Annotated in this window: 14 protein-coding genes; 4 read left to right on the top strand and 10 right to left on the bottom strand. The window is 59.5% G+C overall.

Translation table 11 applies throughout. The features are described 5' to 3' along the window. Positions 1 to 738: 738 nt before the first annotated feature. From K1X80_RS06320 to K1X80_RS06290, 7 genes are all read right to left on the bottom strand, one after another. The gene (locus tag K1X80_RS06320) at positions 739 to 1,617 is read right to left on the bottom strand and encodes a helicase RepA family protein (protein ID WP_220172735.1); all 879 of its coding nucleotides are present in this window, start codon (positions 1,615 to 1,617) and stop codon (positions 739 to 741) included. A 3-nt stretch (positions 1,618 to 1,620) separates the two neighbouring features. Next, on the bottom strand, positions 1,621 to 1,851 hold the full coding sequence (locus K1X80_RS06315; protein ID WP_220172734.1) for an AlpA family transcriptional regulator: 231 nt from the start codon (positions 1,849 to 1,851) through the stop codon (positions 1,621 to 1,623). A 303-nt stretch (positions 1,852 to 2,154) separates the two neighbouring features. Further along, entirely contained in the window at positions 2,155 to 3,363 is a 1,209-nt protein-coding gene (locus K1X80_RS06310) for a site-specific integrase (RefSeq protein WP_220172953.1), read from the bottom strand. Positions 3,364 to 3,671: 308 nt separating this feature from the next. Beyond that, the gene (gene guaA / locus K1X80_RS06305) at positions 3,672 to 5,249 is read right to left on the bottom strand and encodes a glutamine-hydrolyzing GMP synthase (RefSeq protein ID WP_017134673.1); all 1,578 of its coding nucleotides are present in this window, start codon (positions 5,247 to 5,249) and stop codon (positions 3,672 to 3,674) included. An 81-nt stretch (positions 5,250 to 5,330) separates the two neighbouring features. Then, complete coding sequence (gene guaB, locus K1X80_RS06300; protein ID WP_003209646.1) at positions 5,331 to 6,800, bottom strand: IMP dehydrogenase; 1,470 nt, start codon at positions 6,798 to 6,800, stop codon at positions 5,331 to 5,333. Positions 6,801 to 6,959: 159 nt separating this feature from the next. Continuing rightward, entirely contained in the window at positions 6,960 to 7,508 is a 549-nt protein-coding gene (locus tag K1X80_RS06295) for a hypothetical protein (RefSeq protein WP_057437964.1), read from the bottom strand. A 134-nt stretch (positions 7,509 to 7,642) separates the two neighbouring features. After that, complete coding sequence (locus K1X80_RS06290; RefSeq protein WP_057437962.1) at positions 7,643 to 8,410, bottom strand: sulfite exporter TauE/SafE family protein; 768 nt, start codon at positions 8,408 to 8,410, stop codon at positions 7,643 to 7,645. A 99-nt stretch (positions 8,411 to 8,509) separates the two neighbouring features. On the opposite strand from K1X80_RS06290, the gene K1X80_RS06285 reads away from it, so the two are divergent. The 4 genes from K1X80_RS06285 (at position 8,510) to leuA (ending at position 13,708) form a co-directional block, all read left to right on the top strand. Next, complete coding sequence (locus tag K1X80_RS06285) at positions 8,510 to 9,400, top strand: LysR family transcriptional regulator (protein WP_057960562.1); 891 nt, start codon at positions 8,510 to 8,512, stop codon at positions 9,398 to 9,400. 30 nt (positions 9,401 to 9,430) lie between these two features. Then, positions 9,431 to 10,810 (top strand): exodeoxyribonuclease VII large subunit, encoded by a 1,380-nt coding sequence (gene xseA, locus K1X80_RS06280; RefSeq protein ID WP_057960563.1) that lies wholly within the window; start codon positions 9,431 to 9,433, stop codon positions 10,808 to 10,810. 3 nt (positions 10,811 to 10,813) lie between these two features. Then, on the top strand, positions 10,814 to 11,635 hold the full coding sequence (locus K1X80_RS06275) for a M23 family metallopeptidase (protein WP_128593883.1): 822 nt from the start codon (positions 10,814 to 10,816) through the stop codon (positions 11,633 to 11,635). Between the two features lie 393 nt (positions 11,636 to 12,028). Further along, complete coding sequence (gene leuA / locus K1X80_RS06270) at positions 12,029 to 13,708, top strand: 2-isopropylmalate synthase (RefSeq protein ID WP_057960565.1); 1,680 nt, start codon at positions 12,029 to 12,031, stop codon at positions 13,706 to 13,708. Positions 13,709 to 14,567: 859 nt separating this feature from the next. Here the strand turns inward: leuA and K1X80_RS06265 are convergent. The 3 genes from K1X80_RS06265 to der all read right to left on the bottom strand — a co-directional run bounded on the left by K1X80_RS06265 (position 14,568) and on the right by der (position 18,183). Then, positions 14,568 to 15,359: an amidohydrolase gene (locus tag K1X80_RS06265; protein ID WP_057438035.1), complete on the bottom strand. Its 792-nt coding sequence runs from the start codon at positions 15,357 to 15,359 to the stop codon at positions 14,568 to 14,570. Continuing rightward, a complete protein-coding gene (locus K1X80_RS06260) occupies positions 15,347 to 16,495 on the bottom strand; it encodes a pyridoxal phosphate-dependent aminotransferase (RefSeq protein WP_120731741.1) in 1,149 nt (382 codons plus the stop codon). Before K1X80_RS06260 ends, K1X80_RS06265 begins: the two co-directional genes overlap by 13 nt. Positions 16,496 to 16,713: 218 nt before the next feature. Beyond that, positions 16,714 to 18,183, bottom strand: coding sequence for a ribosome biogenesis GTPase Der (der, locus tag K1X80_RS06255; RefSeq protein ID WP_057437955.1), 1,470 nt, complete (start codon positions 18,181 to 18,183; stop codon positions 16,714 to 16,716). Between the last annotated feature and the right edge of the window lie 111 nt (positions 18,184 to 18,294).

Raw genomic sequence — 18,294 nt, 5'->3', positions numbered from 1 at the left:
AAGCGTTACCAGGACCTTTTTTCCTTACCCTAGCGCCGTCGATAATCAGGCCTAGTTCATTCAATTTGTCCGCTTCTTCCCTTAGTCTGAATCGTGCATCGCGGATTGCCTTGCTGAGCACCCTACCGGCGACGGCCACAATAAGCGTGTCGAGATACCATCCGCCTGTTGGCTCTACTTTATGGCTCAAAACGTGCCGAGCTACAGCTTGGCTGATGCCGTGTTCTAGACGCGCAATTTGCGCGGGGTCGTAGTAAAGATGTAAATCGTGCTGAAGTAGCATTACAAGAGCAACGCCGAGCCGCACCTTCCACAGACGCCGCTCCCCCCCCCGTCAGGGGATTAGGTCGCGTCTTTTCCGAAGGAACTACGTGGTCAATCAGCCCACCTATAATCGGAAAATCGAATTGGGGTGTTTCGATGGTTATGGTTGCAGCTCGTAGCTCCGCCAATAGCTTTTCAAGCTGGGAGAGACTGTAGCGACTTTCTGACAGCGTTTTCCGCAAGCGGGCAGGGTCTACCAAAAGCTCAATGCCGCCATCGTCGACCACGCGCTTACGTTCTGAGCAATATAAAATCGCATCCATAACGTCGGCGTGTCTCTGGCCTAGTCTGCCTACCACGCGGCAACGCCCAAATGATGTATCGGTCCAATCGCCTGCGCGATGCTGCGGGCGCTGGCTAGGCTGATAAAGCATCACTCGGGCCAGTGCGCTAGTACTGGTGGGGGTCACGACGTTACCACCGCTCATCGTCACTCCCACTTACGATCTGCAGGGCGCGTTCTTTCTTAACCGCCTCCAATACCACCGGTACAAGCACGCCGCCATCGTGGCGCTTGTACCATTGTTCGAGCGGAGTGGCATCGTAGTTCTGCTTGCTAACACCGAAACGAACAAAGAAACCTCTTCGGTCGTTACCGATGGGCTGGCGATCATAGGCGCGGTCGCTGAGAATTTTGGCCTGCTCCTCCGTCATCTTTGCGACAAAGCCGCACCAGCGGGCGTTGTCGATTAGAGCGGATGCGCCTCGTGCTGCCTGTTGCTGATCGGTTTGCCCCTCGCGGGCACTGCCCTTGCTGACATGGTGCAGGTACAAGACTGATGCCCCAGTATTGGTCGCGACGTGCTCAAGCGTGGCGACTAGCCGTGACATGTCGCCGTTGCTGTTCTCGTCTCGGTCGTGAATTCGGCTTAGGGTATCCAGCACTATCAACCGGGCACCTTCGCAAAACTCTGTTACACGGGCAAGATGCCGATCATCCATGACGTTCAGTCGTTTACCCATGATCGACTCAAGAACGAGGTTCTTCGCGATGGCCTCGCGTGCCTGCTGATTTAAGTGCTGGCCTATGGCATGGATGCGGCGCACCAATGCGACTTCCGGGTCTTCTCCAGCGAAATAGACGACTCGGCCAGCGCATGAGGGGGCAAGCCCTACCAGATCACCGCCGGCAACGCTGCATGCGATAGCCATCGCCGCTTCCAACGCCCAGAAGCTTTTCCCTGTAGCTCCGGGAGCTACCAATGCTCCCACTGTGCCAGCGAGGAAGCCGGGCCATATGAAGTCCAGTGTGGGCGGTTCGTTCTCGAATGCTGCCCGTAAGTCAATCGCCACAACTCAAGCTCCCATTCCGGGACGCGTGGCCGGGCCGGATTGCCTGCACGTATCAATCCATGTCTCGACCTCTTCCAAATCCCAAACGACCTTCCGGCTGCTAACGGCAATACGACGAGGGAATTTCCCCTTCTTTTCGAAGTTATAAATCGTCCGCTCACACAAGGGGATCATTGCCAGCAATTGCTTTTTGCTGATGAGCACTTTGCTCGACTTCCTCGATTCTTTTTCCACACCGAACTCCTCGTTTTGTCGCATTTGAGGTTCGATTATTGCCCCATATTTCCAGAGCATTCCACTCATATTTATGGATTTATTCCCTTCAAAATCAGTATCTTACTGTCCGGCAAACGTATAATTCCGGACAAAAGAGACAACGCGATGTCGTTGTTCTTTCAGGAGTTTTTTCCGTCAAAAACCTCAAAAAAAACGTGTCCCACAAACGGGTAGTTTCCGGACAAAAAAAAACCACGAATGTGGTTTTTTGATAGAGAAAAATAGATCAGCTCCCGCTCAATCCCATCACGAAAAACGAAATCAACTCTCTGAACGCGTTCTCTTGCGCGTCCATTCATCAATCATATCCGCCCAATCCTGCAACATCGCCCGACGCTGATCGCGGTATTCAGCCTTGTTGTAGACGGCTCTTACCCCCTTCTGCTCGTGCGCAAGGCACTTCTCAATCCAGTCTGAGTTGTAACCCGCCTCATGCAGCAGCGTGCTCGCTGTGCGCCTCAAATCATGCGGTCCGAACTTGCTCAGCGGCTGCCCTTCTTTCTGCGCAAGCCGGTAGGTGAGCGTCAGCACCTGATTGATCGTCGCGGTGCTCATAGGCAAATCAGAATCGTACCGGGAGGGAAAGACGTAATCTGAACCACCGGCAAACGTCTTCAACGCGATGAAGAAATCCAAAGCCTGCTGAGATAAGAACACCAAATGGGGGTTGCGGCGCTTCATCCGCTCTTTCGGAATGGTCCATAAGGCTTCGCTGAAATTGATTTCGCTCCAGGTAGCGTTGGTCAATTCACTTTTACGAACCATGGTCAGCAACAGCAGCTTAGCGGCGACTCTCACGGATGAGGCAGTGCCGATGCGGTCCAGGTACTGATACATCAACGCGATTTCGTCAGGCCCTAAAGCACGGTCACGTGGCTCGAATTTAGCGATGCTTGCAGGACGTACCAAATCAGCCGGATTCTCGACCTTCTGGCCTCGCTCTATCGCCCATCGGAACACCTGCATCACAATCTCGCGGGAGTGCACGGCCGTGGCTGGAGCTCCACGCTCCACAATTGCATCAGTCAGCGTTCGCAGATCCTCATGATTGATTTCCACCAGCTTCTGATTACCGAAGTGCGGCTTTAGCTCGCGCTCGTAAACCGATCGGCGCATGTCACGCGTCGAGTCAGCCATCTGATACCCACGCAGCCATTTCTCAGCCCACGCATCAAACGTCTCTGCCCCTTTGATGCGTGCCTTGGCACGGGCTTTTTCTTTGGCAGGTGACTTACCCGCCGAAACCATCTTTTTAGCCTCGCCCAGGCGCTCTCTGGCTTCCGCAAGTGTGATGCCACCCATGCCATAACGACCGAACGTGATGGTCTCCTGACGGCCATTGATTGAGTAGTTGTAACGAAATGAGATGGAACCGGCAGCAGTGACGGCCACGTACAACCCGTCGCGGTCGTTCACCTTGTAGAGCTTTTCTTGCGGTTTGAGGTTACGCAGCTTGGTATCGGTCAGCATGGCAGTTACGGATCCCATGGAAAAAATACCATGCTCAGAAAAGCACTCATGCACCACGATAAAACCCAATGAAACCGGGCTGATGATGAGATTTGATACCATGCCCTTCCCTACTAGGGCGACATGGTATCGAGCACCGAACATGGCATTTGGCTCAGTCAATGCCCCGTACCATGCCATACAAACACGGTGCTTGGCGATGCACAAAGCTGCCAGAATTTGCCAGACCCAAAAAGCCAAAAGCCCGCAATTACGCGGGCTCCAGGGCATTTTTTGCTAGATCGTGCCGGTCAATGCCGGACGCCCAATCATTCCCACTCAATCGTCGCCGGCGGCTTGCTCGACACGTCATACGTCACGCGCGAGATACCTTCGATTTCATTGATGATACGGCCGCTGACAGTCTCCAGCAGTTCGTACGGCAGGTGTGCCCAGCGGGCGGTCATGAAGTCGATGGTTTCTACGGCACGCAGGGCCACGACCCAGGCGTAGCGACGGCCATCGCCTACAACCCCAACCGATTTCACAGGCTGGAACACGACGAAGGCCTGGCTGACTTTGTGGTACCAGTCAGCCTTGCGCAGTTCTTCGATGAAGATGTGGTCGGCACGACGCAGCAGGTCGGCGTATTCCTTTTTCACTTCACCGAGGATGCGCACGCCCAGGCCCGGGCCTGGGAATGGGTGGCGGTAGACCATGTCGTACGGCAGGCCCAGTTCCAGGCCCAGACGGCGGACTTCGTCCTTGAACAGTTCGCGCAGCGGTTCTACCAGCTTGAGGTTCATTTCCTCAGGCAGGCCACCCACGTTGTGGTGGGACTTGATCACGTGGGCCTTGCCGCTCTTGGCGCCGGCCGACTCGATCACGTCGGGGTAGATGGTGCCCTGGGCGAGGTACTTGATGTTGTCCAGTTTGTTGGACTGGGCATCGAAGACGTCGATGAAAGTGCGGCCGATGATCTTGCGCTTCTTCTCTGGGTCGGACTCGCCGGCCAGGTTGTTGAGGAACTGATCTTCGGCGTTGGCACGGATCACCTTGACGCCCATGTTCTCGGCGAACATGGCCATCACTTGCTCGCCTTCGTGCAGGCGCAGCAGGCCGTTGTCGACGAATACGCAAGTCAGTTGGTCGCCGATGGCCTTGTGCAGCAGCGCAGCAACCACGGAGGAGTCTACGCCGCCGGACAGGCCGAGCAGGACGTTGTCAGTACCGACCTGGGCACGCACGTTGGCGATGGCGTCTTCAGCGATCTTCGACGGGGTCCACAGGGCTTCGCACTGGCAGATGTCGAGGATGAAGCGCGACAGGATGCGGCCGCCCTGCTTGGTGTGGGTCACTTCCGGGTGGAACTGCACGCCGTAGTAGCCGCGCTCGTCGTTGAACATGCCGGCAATCGGGCAGCTCGGCGTGCTGGCCAGGATGTGGAAGTCTTCCGGCATCTTGGTGACCTTGTCACCGTGGCTCATCCAGACGTCGAGGCCGAACAGGCCGTCGGCGTCGATGTGGTCTTCGATGCCGTCCAGCAGGCGGCTCTTGCCGACCACGTCGACACGGGCGTAACCGAATTCACGCAGTTCGGAACCTTCAACCTTGCCGCCCAGTTGCTCGGCCATCGTCTGCATGCCGTAGCAGATACCGAAGACCGGCACGCCCAGGTCAAACACCGCTTGCGGGCAACGCGGGCTGTTGGCTTCGTGCACGGACTCGGGGCCACCGGCCAGGATGACACCTTTAGGGGCGAATTCGCGGATCGCTTCGTCATCCATGTCGAACGGGTGCAGTTCGCAGTACACGCCGATTTCACGCACGCGGCGGGCGATCAGCTGGGTGTACTGGGAACCGAAGTCGAGGATCAGGATGCGGTGGGCGTGAATGTCGAGGGCCATGAAGTCAGTCTCGTCTAATGAATCAGAAACAACTCGGGGCTGAAAGAACAGCCCCGGTTACTTAACGTTTTGCTGGAAGCCTCAACCTACGCGGTAGTTTGGCGCTTCCTTGGTGATCTGCACGTCGTGGACATGGGATTCAGCCATGCCGGCGCCGGTGATCCGTACGAACTCTGGCTTGGTGCGCATTTCTTCGATGTCGGCGCTGCCGGTGTAGCCCATCGAGGAACGCAGGCCGCCCATCAGCTGATGGATGATGGCGCTCAGGGTGCCCTTGTACGGCACACGGCCTTCGATGCCTTCCGGTACGAGCTTCTCGGCGCCTGCCGAGGAGTCCTGGAAGTAACGATCGGAGGAGCCTTGCGCCTGGGACATGGCGCCCAGCGAACCCATGCCACGGTAAGCCTTGTAGGAACGGCCCTGGAACAGTTCGATCTCGCCTGGTGCTTCTTCGGTACCGGCGAACATCGAGCCCATCATCACGCAGGAGGCACCGGCTACGATGGCCTTGGACAGGTCACCGGAGAAACGGATGCCGCCGTCGGCGATCAACGGTACGCCAGTGCCTTCAAGGGCAGCGGCAACATTGGCGATGGCGCTGATTTGCGGCACGCCCACACCGGCGACGATCCGCGTGGTGCAGATCGAGCCAGGGCCGATACCGACCTTGACCGCGTCAGCGCCCGCTTCGGCCAGGGCCTTGGCCGCTGCGCCGGTGGCGATGTTGCCGCCGATCACCTGTACGTCAGGGAAGTTCTGCTTGACCCAGCGCACGCGGTCGATCACGCCTTTGGAGTGACCGTGGGCGGTGTCGACCACCACCACGTCAACCCCGGCAGCGACCAGGGCCGCAACGCGGTCGCCGGTGTCTTTACCAGTACCAACGGCGGCGCCAACGCGCAGACGACCTTGGTCATCCTTGCTGGCCAGCGGGTAAGCCTTGGCTTTTTCGATGTCGTTGACGGTCATCATGCCTTTGAGGGCGAATTTGTCGTCGACGATCAGCACGCGCTCGATGCGGTGCTTGTGCAGCAGTTCACGCACATCGTTCTTGTCGGCGCCTTCCTTGACCGTGACGAGGCGCTCTTTAGGCGTCATCACTTCACGGACGGTGACTTCAAGACGGTTTTCGAAGCGCACGTCACGGGAAGTGACGATGCCGACCAGGTCGCCATCATGCAGCACGGGAACACCGGAGATGTTGTGCAGGCGGGTCAGGTCGAACAGGTCGCGTACGGTGGCGTCGGCTTCGATGGTGATTGGATCTTTCACCACACCGGCTTCGTAACGCTTGACCTTGCGCACTTCGGCAGCCTGCTGCTCGATGGTCATGTTCTTGTGGATGATGCCGATGCCGCCTTCCTGAGCCATGGCGATTGCCAAACGGGCTTCGGTGACGGTGTCCATGGCAGCGGAAACCAGGGGAATATTCAGCTCGATGCCACGGGTTAGGCGGGTCTTGAGACTGACTTCGTTAGGAAGCACCTCGGAATAACCGGGCACTAAGAGAATGTCGTCGAATGTCAGAGCTTCTTGGCTGATACGCAGCATCGCGGGGGCTCCCGAGCGGGAAAATGGAAGCGCGTCATTATACTCAGACACCCCTCGGGCCTCAACGTAAAACTCTGACAAACTTGGTAATACTGATAGATGGGGAATTTCCAGGCCCTGATCGTTCCCAGGCGGAGCGTGGGAATGATCGGGGCGCTCCTAGAGTTCGACTTTGACCCAGCTGATTTTCTGATCGAGCCAGTCGGCAAACTCGTCGATAAAGCTCTGCTTGAAGCCCGCTTCCGCCCAGTTGTTGAAGATGAAGCCCAGGTTGGAGAAACCGCATTCCTGCAGGAACAGAAACCCGTTGATGTCATCTTCATGCCCACACAACGGGCAGGTGAAGTTGTCGGTGTGGCCGGGCATCCAGTCTTCCAGGCTGTCGAACAGCGCCTCGCCGACTTCTTTAAGGCATTCCGGGCAGCCGGCTTCTTCGAGAAAGCCCTTTGCCGGGGTGTAGATGCAGCGTTTGTAGATGATTTCCAGGCCATTGACCGGCTCGTTGAACGGCAGCGCCTCGGGGTGCAGCACCACGGCGCGGGCACCGTCGGCCAGGGCGTAGCCCATGCGGTTGCCGGTGCGCCCGCAGGTGGTCAGTTCTTCCTTGATGATGTTCTTGCGCACCAGCCAGCGCACGATGGCCCGGGCGCGGGGTTCGTGGACGGGCAAGGTGGAGATTTTCGGGACAAGGATGCTTTGGGAATTCATGGGAGTCCTGCGGTGTGGCGTCTGACGCCATCGCGAGCAAGCCGCTCCCACATTCGATTGCATTTCAATGTGGGAGCAGGCTTGCCCGCGATGAGGCCCTAGAGCCCGGCAGCTTAATCCCTGAAACCCACAGGTCAAGTACTCAAATACCGCCCAATCAAGGCAATGCCACTGGCCAGCACCAACCATGTCACCAAGCGCACAAACGCCTCACGGGACATGCGCAGGGTCAATCGCCGCCCCGCCCACAGCCCCAGGGCCATCGCCGGCAACAGGCACACCGCCAACATCAGCAACGGCAACTCGGCATACACCCCGGCGATCAAAAACAGACTCAGGCGCACCACCGTGCTCGCGCTGATCAACGCGCTTTGGGTCGCCCGCGCGCCGTCCTTGGGCAGGCGGCTGTTCAGATAGATCGCATATAAAAAGCCGCCACTGCCAAACAACGCACCAAACAATCCGCCCACCACGCCCATGGGGACCGACCAGCCGGCAGCCAGGGCCGTGGGCTTGGCCCTAACCGCCAGGCTGTAGATGGCATAGGTGCTGATAAACAGGCCCATCAACAGCAGCAGCAGGTCCGAGTGCAGGTTGAGCAAGAAGATCACGCCGAGGGTGCAGCCAATCGCCATGCACGGCAGTAATCGCAACAGCTCCGGCTTGACCACATCCCGCCGCGATTGCAGCAGGTTGCCAAAGGCCGCGACGAAATCCAGCAGCACCAGCAGCGGGATGATCTTCGACAGCGGCATAAACATAATCAGGATCGGCCCGGCCACCAGCGCCGTGCCGAAGCCGGCGATGCCAAACACGATGTAGGCCAGGGCAATCCCCAGGCCGATTACCAACCAGTCCAGCGCCCCGAACGACCACTGCCCCATCAATTCAACCAGGCTCATGCAATATTCCTTGTCAGCGATGGCCCTCACTTTAGCCAAGCGGATGGGTTGCGACTAATATCTTCCAAGCCCTCCACTTATCTCGAAAAGGCATGACTCGTGATTTCCACCCGGCAACTGCGTTACTTCGTCGAAATCGCCGAGAGCGGCAGCTTCAGCGCCGCCGCCGAGCGCCTGTTTGTCGCGCAATCGGCCCTTAGCCGGCAGATCAAGGAGCTGGAAATTATCCTGCAAACCCCGCTGTTCGAGCGCACCGCCCGCCAACCCAGACTGACCGCCGCCGGCGAGGCGTTTTATCCACGGGCGCGCAACCTGCTGGGCGAGTTGCACAAGGCCAGTGAACTGGCGACCCAGGTCGGCCACGGCCAGCTCGGCACCCTGCGCCTGAGCCACTCCAGCACAGTGCCGATGAGTGGGCGGGTACTGCGCGGGATCAGCACCTGGCTGGAACAGTGCCCAGGGGTGTCGATGGATATCGTCAAACTGTCCTCCGAAGCGCAGTTGGAAGACATTGCCGATGGTCGCCTGGAGGTCGGCCTGCTGCGCCTGCCGGTACTGCGTCAGCGCGAAGGGGTGCGCATCGTGCCTTTATATAAGGAGCCACTGTTGCTGGCCGTGCCGCCGGCGCACCCTTTGGCCCGGCACACATCGGCCATTGAACTGGCACAGTTGAAAGACGAAGCGTTTATTTCGATCCCCCACCCGCAACGCGGAGGTCTGAGTTATCTGTCGGCCGAATTGTGCATGCGTGCCGGATTTTTCCCCAAGGCCGCACGGGTGATGTCGCGCAAGACCACCCAGTTGCAGCTGATCCAGGCGGGGTTTGGCATTGCCCTGCTGCCCGAGTCGATGCGCGATATTGCCCCAGCCAATATTCACTTCCTGCCCCTGGCCGACCCCGATTGCCACAGCACCGTGGCCCTGGCCTGCGCGCAGGCGCCGAGCGCGTTGGTGGCGCAGTTCTGTCAAACCTTGGGCGAATGCCTATAAACTGCCGCCCATGACTAAAGATCTCTTCCCATGATTAAAGACCCGTTTGCCCGCCTGGGCCTGGACCGCGAAGTCCTGACTGTCAGCCAGCTCAACGGCCGCGCGCGGGTGTTGCTGGAGGACGTGTTCACCAATATCTGGGTCGAAGGCGAGATCTCCAACCTCGCCCGCCCCGCCTCCGGCCATGTGTACTTCACCCTCAAGGACAGCGGCGCGCAGGTGCGTTGTGCACTGTTTCGTAACAATGCCGCACGGGTGCGTCAGGCGCTGAAGGATGGCCTGGCGGTCAAGGTGCGGGGCAAGGTCTCGCTGTTCGAGGGCCGTGGCGACTATCAGTTGATCCTCGACACAGTGGAACCGGCCGGTGATGGCGCGTTGCGCCTGGCCTTCGACGCCTTGAAGGAAAAGCTCAGCGCCGAAGGCTTGTTCAGTGCCGAGCGCAAGGTGGCGCTGCCGGCCCATCCACGCCGCATCGGGATTATCAGTTCGCCCACGGGCGCGGTGATTCGCGACATCATCAGCGTGTTCGGCCGCCGTGCACCGAACGTGCAACTGACCCTGATCCCCACCGCCGTGCAAGGCCGCGAAGCCGTGGCGCAGATTGTCCGCGCCCTCAAGCTGGCGGATGCCCGTGGCTTCGACGCGCTGATCCTGGCCCGTGGCGGCGGCTCCCTGGAAGACCTCTGGTGCTTCAACGAAGAAGCCGTGGCGCGGGCCATTGATGCCTGTATCACGCCCATCGTCAGTGCGGTCGGCCATGAGACCGATGTGTCCATCAGTGACTTCGTGGCCGATGTGCGTGCGCCTACGCCGTCGGCGGCGGCTGAGTTGCTGGCGCCGGATGCGAGCAATCTGGTGCGCCAGGTCGAAAGCCTGCACCGGCGCCTGGTGATGCTGATGCGCAATCGCCTGACCCACGACCGCCTGCGCCTGGAAGGCATGGCCCGCCGCCTGCGTCACCCCGGTGAGCGCCTGCGCCAGCAGGCCCAGCGCCTGGATGACCTGGATATGCGCCTGCGCCGCGCGTTCGAGCGCAGCCTCAACACCCGCCGCGAACGCCTGATCCGCCTGGAGACGCGCCTGGCCGGGCAGCATCCGGGACGGCAACTGGCCCTGCTGCGCCAGCGCCTGGACAGCCTCGCCGAGCGCCTGCCCCGGGCCATGCGCGAGGGCCTCAAGGCCCGTCGTCTGCAACTGCAAAGCCAGGTGCAGACGTTGCAGGTGGTCAGCCCGCTGGCGACCCTGGGCCGTGGCTACAGCATCCTGCTGGACGAGCGCGGCCAGGCGATTCGCAATGCCGCGCAAACCCACACCGGCCAACGCCTGACCGCGCGCCTCGGTGAAGGCCAATTGCAAGTGCGGGTGGAAGATAACCACCTGACACCCGTCACCCTTTCATTACTGGATTGATTGATGCCTCGTCTATTTAGCCTGCTGATGCTGCTGTGCCTCGCCTTCAATGCCCACGCCGACAGCTACATCACCCGCACCCTGAACAAGCCGGTACCCGGCGGTGTGGCCGTGGTCGACCTGGGCCCCGCCGCCGCCGCACCGAAAGCCACCTACCAGGGCAAACCGGTGCTGGTGGTCAAGGAACAGGACAACTGGCTGGCGATTGTCGGCATCCCATTGACGGTAAAGCCCGGTAACGAGCGCATCAGCAGCGGTGGGCGCACCCTGCCGTTTATCGTCGGTTTCAAGAAGTACCCGGAACAGCGCATCACCCTGAAGAACAAAAGCCAGGTCAACCCCGCTCCGGCGCAGCTCAAGCGCATCGAAGGCGAACTGGCCGTGCAACTCAAGGCTTACCGCAGCTTCAGCCCGAACCTGCCAAGCAACCTGGTGTTGGACAAACCAGTGAACGGCCCGCTGTCGAGCAAGTTCGGCGTGCGTCGCTTCTTCAACGGTGAAGAACGCAACCCGCACTCGGGCCTGGACTTCGCGGTGCCTGCCGGCACGCCGATCAAGACCCCGGCCAATGGCAAGGTGATTCTGGTGGGCAATTATTTCTTCAACGGCAATACGGTGTTTGTCGACCATGGCCAGGGCTTTATCAGCATGTTCTGCCATATGTCGAAGATTGACGTGAAGGTGGGCCAGCAATTGGTGCGTGGAACGGTGGTGGGCAAGGTCGGAGCGACGGGCCGGGCGACCGGGCCGCATATGCACTGGAATATCAGCTTGAATGATGCGCGGGTCGATCCGGCGATCTTTATTGGGGCGTTCCAGCCTTGATGTGATCGCTGGGCATACGGGCGTTATCGCGGTGCAACGATTCAACGTGCCCGCGATGACGCCAGCTCAATTCCACTGATTGCGCATCCTGAAACCCTCACGCAAACAAAACAAAGCCTTGAGCGTTTACCAACCATAAAATCTCGTTTCTTACAGAAATAGCAGAACTTCTCTCAATTTTTTTCGACTGCTTGCCATCTTTCACCCCGACGGTTAGGGTTGAGCTTATGAAAACCTCTCACACCCTCATTCAGCTCCGCCAGCACCGCAGCCTGTGCCTCGTCAGCGCACGACTGCCAGGCTGAATCGATCTGCCTCGTCCCCGGTTTGCATCCCTAATAAACGTTTTCTGGCAGGCCGCCTCTTCTCGGCCCTACAACAAGGATTCTTCTGATGAGCATGCTCAAAGACCCGTCTTCGAAATACCGCGCATTCCCGACCATTGATATCCCGGATCGCACCTGGCCGTCGAAGACCATCACCACCGCGCCGATCTGGTGCAGCTCCGACTTGCGCGACGGCAACCAGTCGCTGATCGAACCGATGGATGCGGTGAAAAAACTGCGCTTCTGGAAAACCCTGGTCGCGGTGGGCGTAAAGGAAATCGAAGCCTCGTTCCCGGCCGCTTCGCAGACCGACTTTGACTTCGTGCGCACCCTGATCGAAGACAACCACATCCCCGAGGACACCACCATCCAGGTGCTGACCCAGGGCCGTGAAGACTTGATCGCCCGCACCTTCGAATCCCTGCGCGGCGCCAAGAAAGCCATCGTGCACTTGTACAACGCTACCTCGCCGTCCTTCCGCCGTATTGTGTTCAACCAAGACAAGGACGGGATCAAGGCCATCGCGGTCGACGCGGCCAAGCTGTTCGTCAAGTACGCCGCCCAGCAGCCGGAAACCCAGTGGACCTTCGAATACTCCCCGGAGACCTTCAGCGCTACTGAACTGGAATTCGCCAAGGAAGTGTGTGACGCGGTGATCGAGGTGTGGAACCCGACGCCTGAGCACAAGATGATCCTCAACCTGCCGGCCACCGTGGAATGCGCCACGCCGAATATCTATGCCGACCAGATCGAGTGGTTTGGTCGCCATATCAACCGTCGTGACAGCGTGATCATCAGCCTGCACACCCATAACGACCGTGGCACCGGTGTCGCGGCTACCGAGTTGGGCCTGATGGCTGGCGCCGACCGTGTTGAAGGCTGCCTGTTCGGCAACGGCGAGCGTACCGGTAACGTTGACCTGGTCACTGTGGCGTTGAACCTCTACACCCAGGGTGTGGACCCTGAGCTGGACTTCTCCGACATCGACGGCGTGCGCAAAGTGGTCGAGGAATGCAACCAGATCCCGGTGCACCCACGTCACCCATATGTCGGCGACCTGGTCCACACCGCATTCTCCGGCTCCCACCAGGACGCGATCCGCAAGGGCTTCGCCCAGCAGAAACCGGATACCTTGTGGGAAGTGCCGTACCTGCCAATCGACCCGGCCGACATTGGCCGCAGCTACGAGGCGGTGATCCGCGTCAACAGCCAGTCGGGCAAAGGCGGCATCGCCTACCTGCTGGAACAGGAATACGGCATCAGCTTGCCACGCCGCATGCAGATCGAGTTCAGCCAGGTGGTACAGGCCGAAACCGACCGTGTGGGCCTGGAAATGACCGCCGCGCAGATCCACGCGTTGTTGCAGCGTGAATACCTGCAAGCCAACACCCCGTACGCGTTGGTCAGCCATCGCCTGCAGGAAGAAAACGGCAACAGCTCGGTAGAAGTCGAAGTCTCCGGCAAGGGCCAGGGCGAAACCAACCTGCGCTGGCACGGCAAGGGCAATGGCGCACTGGAAGCACTGGTGGCCGGCCTGCCGATTGGGGTCGAGATCATGGACTACAACGAACATGCGATCGGCGCGGGGACCAACGCCAAGGCCGCGGCTTACATCGAGCTGCGCGTGAACGGCGAACGCCCGGTGCATGGCGTGGGGATTGATGAAAACATCACCACCGCCAGCTTCAAGGCGGTGTTCAGCGCCCTGAACCGCTCGTTGAGCCAGCTGGAAGCGAAAGCAGCGTAACTGACCGCTGAAAAGCCAAAGGCCCCTGGATGCGAATCCAGGGGCCTTTTTAGTTTGGGGTTGTGGTGGTGCTGATGGCCTCATCGCGGCATAGGTATCTACACAACTCTTTTATCTAGTGCTTATTGGGCTTGTGTACATATCCGTTGCTGCGGTCATGGCCACTTAGGGTTCCGCCCTGACGGCCAGCGTGGTTTAACGGGGCGCCTAAGATCAAAAGCCAGATCAAAAGCAGAACAACAGCAACAGCAACAGCAAAGCCGGGGCGCGAAGCTGCATTCCCCCTTGTGGGAGCTGGCTTGCCTGCGAAGGCGGTGTATCAGCCAATACATTTATCGACTGATACACCGCCTTCGCAGGCAAGCCAGCTCCCACAGGTATATGCGTACATCTCGACGATCAGGTCGGCTGTCAGGCCGCCTCGCTTTGCTTTTGATCTTAGGCGCCCCGTTAAACCACGCTGGCCGTCATCCGATATTGATTTGGGGGGTAACCCGGCAGGACGCCGGGTTAGCCGCGCTGGGCCATGGATGGCCCATCGCGGCGGCCCCCCAAATCAATGTCGGATGACGGGCACACCGAGCCTGGGCGAGGTGCCGAGTGGTGGGGCAAGAGCCCTTTTGGTTACTTTTGGCTGGGCCGGCACTCCGGGCTCTTTTCCAAAAGTGACCCGCCGTAAGGGCGGAACCAATAGCCGCCGTGACCGAAGCAACGGATATGTACACAAACCTAAGAATCACTAAAAAAATCTGTAGATACCTATCCTCATCGCGGGCAAGCCCGCTCCCACATTTGGAATGCATTCCCCTGTGGGAGCGGGCTTGCCCGCGATAGCTATCCCACTGACAACAGGCCCCTGTCAGACAAACTGAAAACTATCGGCATCCAGATTTGCCGGAAACCGCGTGCGATAGTCCGCCAATTGCGCCGCCTCCAGGCACACCTGGAACACCCCGTCCGCCTCCCCTGCGCTCAGCAGGCTTTCGCCCTGAAAGTCCAGGACCTGGCTGTCGCCGGTGTAGGCAAAGCCCTTGCCATCCGTACCCACTCGGTTCACCGCCGCCACATAACACAGGTTTTCGATGGCCCGAGCCGGCAACAGGCGGTTCCAGTGCTGGCGCCGTGCACCCGGCCAGTTGGCGGTATACAGCAGCAGGTCAGTGTCCTGGGCATCACGGCTCCACACCGGGAAGCGCAGGTCATAGCAGATCAGCGGGCGAACCCGCCAACCCTTGAGTTCGAATTGCACCTGGCGCTCGCCGGGGGTGTAGTGATTGTGTTCACCGGCCATGCGAAACAGGTGGCGCTTGTCGTAGTGCAACACTTCGCCATCGGGCCGCGCCCACAACAGGCGGTTGCGGTGGCTGCCGTCAGCGGCCTGGATGATCACGCTGCCGGTAATCACCGCGTTGTACTTCCGCGCCTGGGTCTTGAGCCATTCATGGGTCGGGCCGTTTTCGGCTTCGGCCAGCAATTGGGACTCCATGGAAAAGCCGGTGGTGAACATTTCCGGCAGCACGATCAGGTCGGCGCCCCTGGCCTGCTCCAGCAGCAGCTCGAAATGCTCCAGGTTGGCCTGGCGGTCATGCCAGGCCAGGGTGGTCTGCACCAGTGCAATGTTCAGGTCGGGTAAAGCACTCAGATCACGCATAGTTTCTCGGCTGCTTGACGCAGCGTCTCCTCGCGTTTGGCAAAGCACAGGCGCACCAGGCGCTGGCCTTGGGGTGGGGTCCGATAGAACACCGAGACCGGAATTGTCGCCACGCCATGCTCGCGAGTCATCCACAGCGACATGGCCACGTCATCCAGGTCCGGGCGAATCTGTGAGTAATCCACCAGTTGAAAGTAAGTACCGGCTACCCGCGTAAAACTGAAACGCGAGGGGGCCAGCAGATCGCAGAACAGGTCACGTTTGGCCTGGTAGAAAGCGGGCAGTTCCTCGACATGCTCCGGGTGTTCGGCCATAAAGTCGGCCAGGGCATACTGCAATGGCGTAACACCGCAGAAACTGACGTATTGATGCACCTTGCGCAGCTCCGCACTCAAGGCCGCTGGCGCCACCACGTAGCCGGTCTTCCAGCCGGTGACGTGGTAGGTCTTGCCAAAGGAGCTGACCACGAACGCGCGCTGATACAGCTCTTCGTGGGCCAGGACGCTGACGTGGGGTACGCCATCGAATACCAGGTGCTCGTAGACCTCATCGCTGACCAGATAGATATCGCGATCGCGGATCAGCTCGGCCAATTGGTCGAGCTCGGCGCGAGTGATCAGGGCACCACTGGGATTGTGCGGGGTGTTGAGGATGATCATGCGTGTACGCGGGGTCAGCGCGGCCTTGATCTGTTCGAAATCCAGGCTGAAATCCGCCAGCCCCAGTTGCACATGCACGCAACGCCCTCCAGCCAGCTCCACCGAAGGCTCGTAGCTGTCGTAGCACGGGTCAAAGACAATCACCTCGTCACCGCTGCGGATCACTGCCTGGATCGCACAGAAGATTGCCTGGGTGGCGCCGGGGGTGATGGTCACTTCGCTGTCGGGATTGACCGACACGCCGTAGCTGCGAGCGATCTTGGCTGCCACTTGCTGGCGCAGGGCCGGCAGGCCGGTCATCGGCGCGTATTGGTTATGACCACTGGCAACGTGTTTGCCCACCGCGTCGAGCAAGGCCTGGGGACCATTGAAATCAGGAAAACCCTGGGACAGGTTCAACGCGCCGGTTTCGACAGCGAGTTGCGACATGGTGGTGAAAATGGTGGTGCCGACATTCGGCAACTTGCTGGTGATCATGCGGTGGGCCCCTGGCGGTGAGTTACAAGTTGTAAGCTGCATGCGCCGAGGGGTCAATCGTGAGGCACAAAAAAGGGCTCATTCAGAGCCCTTTTTGGGTAACGCCTAACGTCTGTAGGAATTGGCTTGCCTGGGATGGCGCTGGGTCAGTCAGCAGGTTGGTGTCTGATCTATCGCTATCGCGGGCAAGCCCACTCCCACACAAGCCCACTCCACTGTCAGCGGCGGTCTTTACGCTTTTTGTCAGCCTTTTTGTTGTGGCTCATCAAGCGACGTTTCTTGTTCACTTGGCGGTCAGTCAGGCTGTTCTTGTTACCTTCGTACGGGTTCTCGCCACCTTTGAACTCGATGCGGATCGGTGTGCCGACCAGCTTCAAGACACGGCGGTAAGTGTTTTCCAGGTAACGCACGTAGGACTTGGGCACCTTCTCGATCTGGTTACCGTGGATCACGATAATCGGCGGGTTGGCACCACCCAAGTGGGCGTAACGCAGCTTGATCCGGCGGTTGTTGACCATCGGTGGCGCGTGTTCGCCCACCGCGTCTTCAAGGATCTGGGTCAGGCGGTTGGTCGGCCAGCGGGTGACCGCCGACTTGAACGAGTTCTGTACCGAAGCGTAGAGGTTGCCCACGCCAGTACCGTGCAGCGCCGAGATAAAGTGGATATCGGCGAAGTCGACGAAGAACAACCGGCGTTGCAGCTCGACCTTGACGAAGTCACGCTCGCTTGGGGTCATGCCGTCCCATTTGTTGATCGCGATCACCAACGCCCGACCAGCCTCCAGGGCAAAGCCCAGCAGGTTGAGGTCGTGGTCGACCACGCCTTCGCGGGCGTCCATCACGAAGATCACCACGTTGGCGTCTTTGATCGCCTGCAGGGTTTTGACCACCGAGAACTTTTCAACTTCCTCGTGGATCTTGCCGCGCTTGCGCACACCGGCGGTGTCGATCAGCGTGTACTTCTCGTCGTTACGCTCGAACGGGATGTAGATGCTGTCGCGGGTGGTGCCGGGCTGGTCGTAGACGATTACCCGGTCTTCACCGAGCATGCGGTTGACCAGGGTCGACTTGCCCACGTTGGGGCGGCCGATGATAGCGATCTTGATCCCGTCTTTTTCACTCGGGCCAGGAATGCGCTTGGCTTCCTCACCTTCAGCGACGATCTCTTCTTCGCCTTCAACTTCTTCGGCGTCATCCTTGGGGAAGTCGCGCAGGGCGATTTCCAGCATCTGGGTGATACCGCGACCGTGGGCACCGGCGACAGGAATCGCGTCACCCAGGCCCATCGGGCTGAATTCGGCACGGGCCGCTTCAGGATCGATGTTGTCGATCTTGTTGGCGATCAAATAGGAGCGCTTGTTACGTTTGCGCAAGTGCTCGCCGATCATCTGGTCGGCGGCGGTGTAGCCCGCACGGGCGTCCACCAGGAACAACACGACATCAGCTTCTTCAATGGCCAGCAGCGACTGCTCGGCCATCTTTTCGTCCATGCCATGCTCGTCACCGGAGATACCACCGGTGTCGACAATAATATAGGAGCGCCCTTGCCACTTTGCCTCACCGTATTGGCGATCACGGGTCAGACCGGACAAGTCGCCGACGATGGCGTCGCGAGTCCTGGTCAGGCGGTTGAACAAGGTGGACTTGCCGACGTTAGGTCGGCCCACCAGGGCGATTACGGGAACCATGCGGCTCTCCACTGCGTTATTTCAGAAAATACAAAAGCCGCTGCAAGGCAGCGGCTGGTGCTCGGGGCAACACCCGAAGGTGTCGCATGCCCTGCCGAAGCAGGGCCGCCT

This window comes from Pseudomonas sp. So3.2b, assembly GCF_019464415.1.
GTDB classification, from domain to species: Bacteria; Pseudomonadota; Gammaproteobacteria; order Pseudomonadales; family Pseudomonadaceae; genus Aquipseudomonas; species Aquipseudomonas shahriarae.
The sequence above is the reverse complement of the archived record's forward strand: the minus strand, read 5'-3'. Positions and strand labels throughout refer to the sequence as shown.

Bases quoted from the DNA above. Each gene is read 5' to 3' on its own strand.
- K1X80_RS06290 (WP_057437962.1), bottom strand. From the start codon at position 8,410: ATGAGCCTGGTTGAATTGATGGGGCAGTGGTCGTTCGGGGCGCTGGAC.
- K1X80_RS06275 (WP_128593883.1), top strand. From the start codon at position 10,814: ATGCCTCGTCTATTTAGCCTGCTGATGCTGCTGTGCCTCGCCTTCAAT.
- K1X80_RS06295 (WP_057437964.1), bottom strand. From the start codon at position 7,508: ATGAATTCCCAAAGCATCCTTGTCCCGAAAATCTCCACCTTGCCCGTC.
- xseA (WP_057960563.1), top strand. From the start codon at position 9,431: ATGATTAAAGACCCGTTTGCCCGCCTGGGCCTGGACCGCGAAGTCCTG.
- K1X80_RS06310 (WP_220172953.1), bottom strand. From the start codon at position 3,363: ATGCTGACCGATACCAAGCTGCGTAACCTCAAACCGCAAGAAAAGCTC.
- K1X80_RS06265 (WP_057438035.1), bottom strand. From the start codon at position 15,359: ATGCGTGATCTGAGTGCTTTACCCGACCTGAACATTGCACTGGTGCAG.
- der (WP_057437955.1), bottom strand. From the start codon at position 18,183: ATGGTTCCCGTAATCGCCCTGGTGGGCCGACCTAACGTCGGCAAGTCC.
- guaB (WP_003209646.1), bottom strand. From the start codon at position 6,800: ATGCTGCGTATCAGCCAAGAAGCTCTGACATTCGACGACATTCTCTTA.
- K1X80_RS06260 (WP_120731741.1), bottom strand. From the start codon at position 16,495: ATGATCACCAGCAAGTTGCCGAATGTCGGCACCACCATTTTCACCACC.
- guaA (WP_017134673.1), bottom strand. From the start codon at position 5,249: ATGGCCCTCGACATTCACGCCCACCGCATCCTGATCCTCGACTTCGGT.
- leuA (WP_057960565.1), top strand. From the start codon at position 12,029: ATGAGCATGCTCAAAGACCCGTCTTCGAAATACCGCGCATTCCCGACC.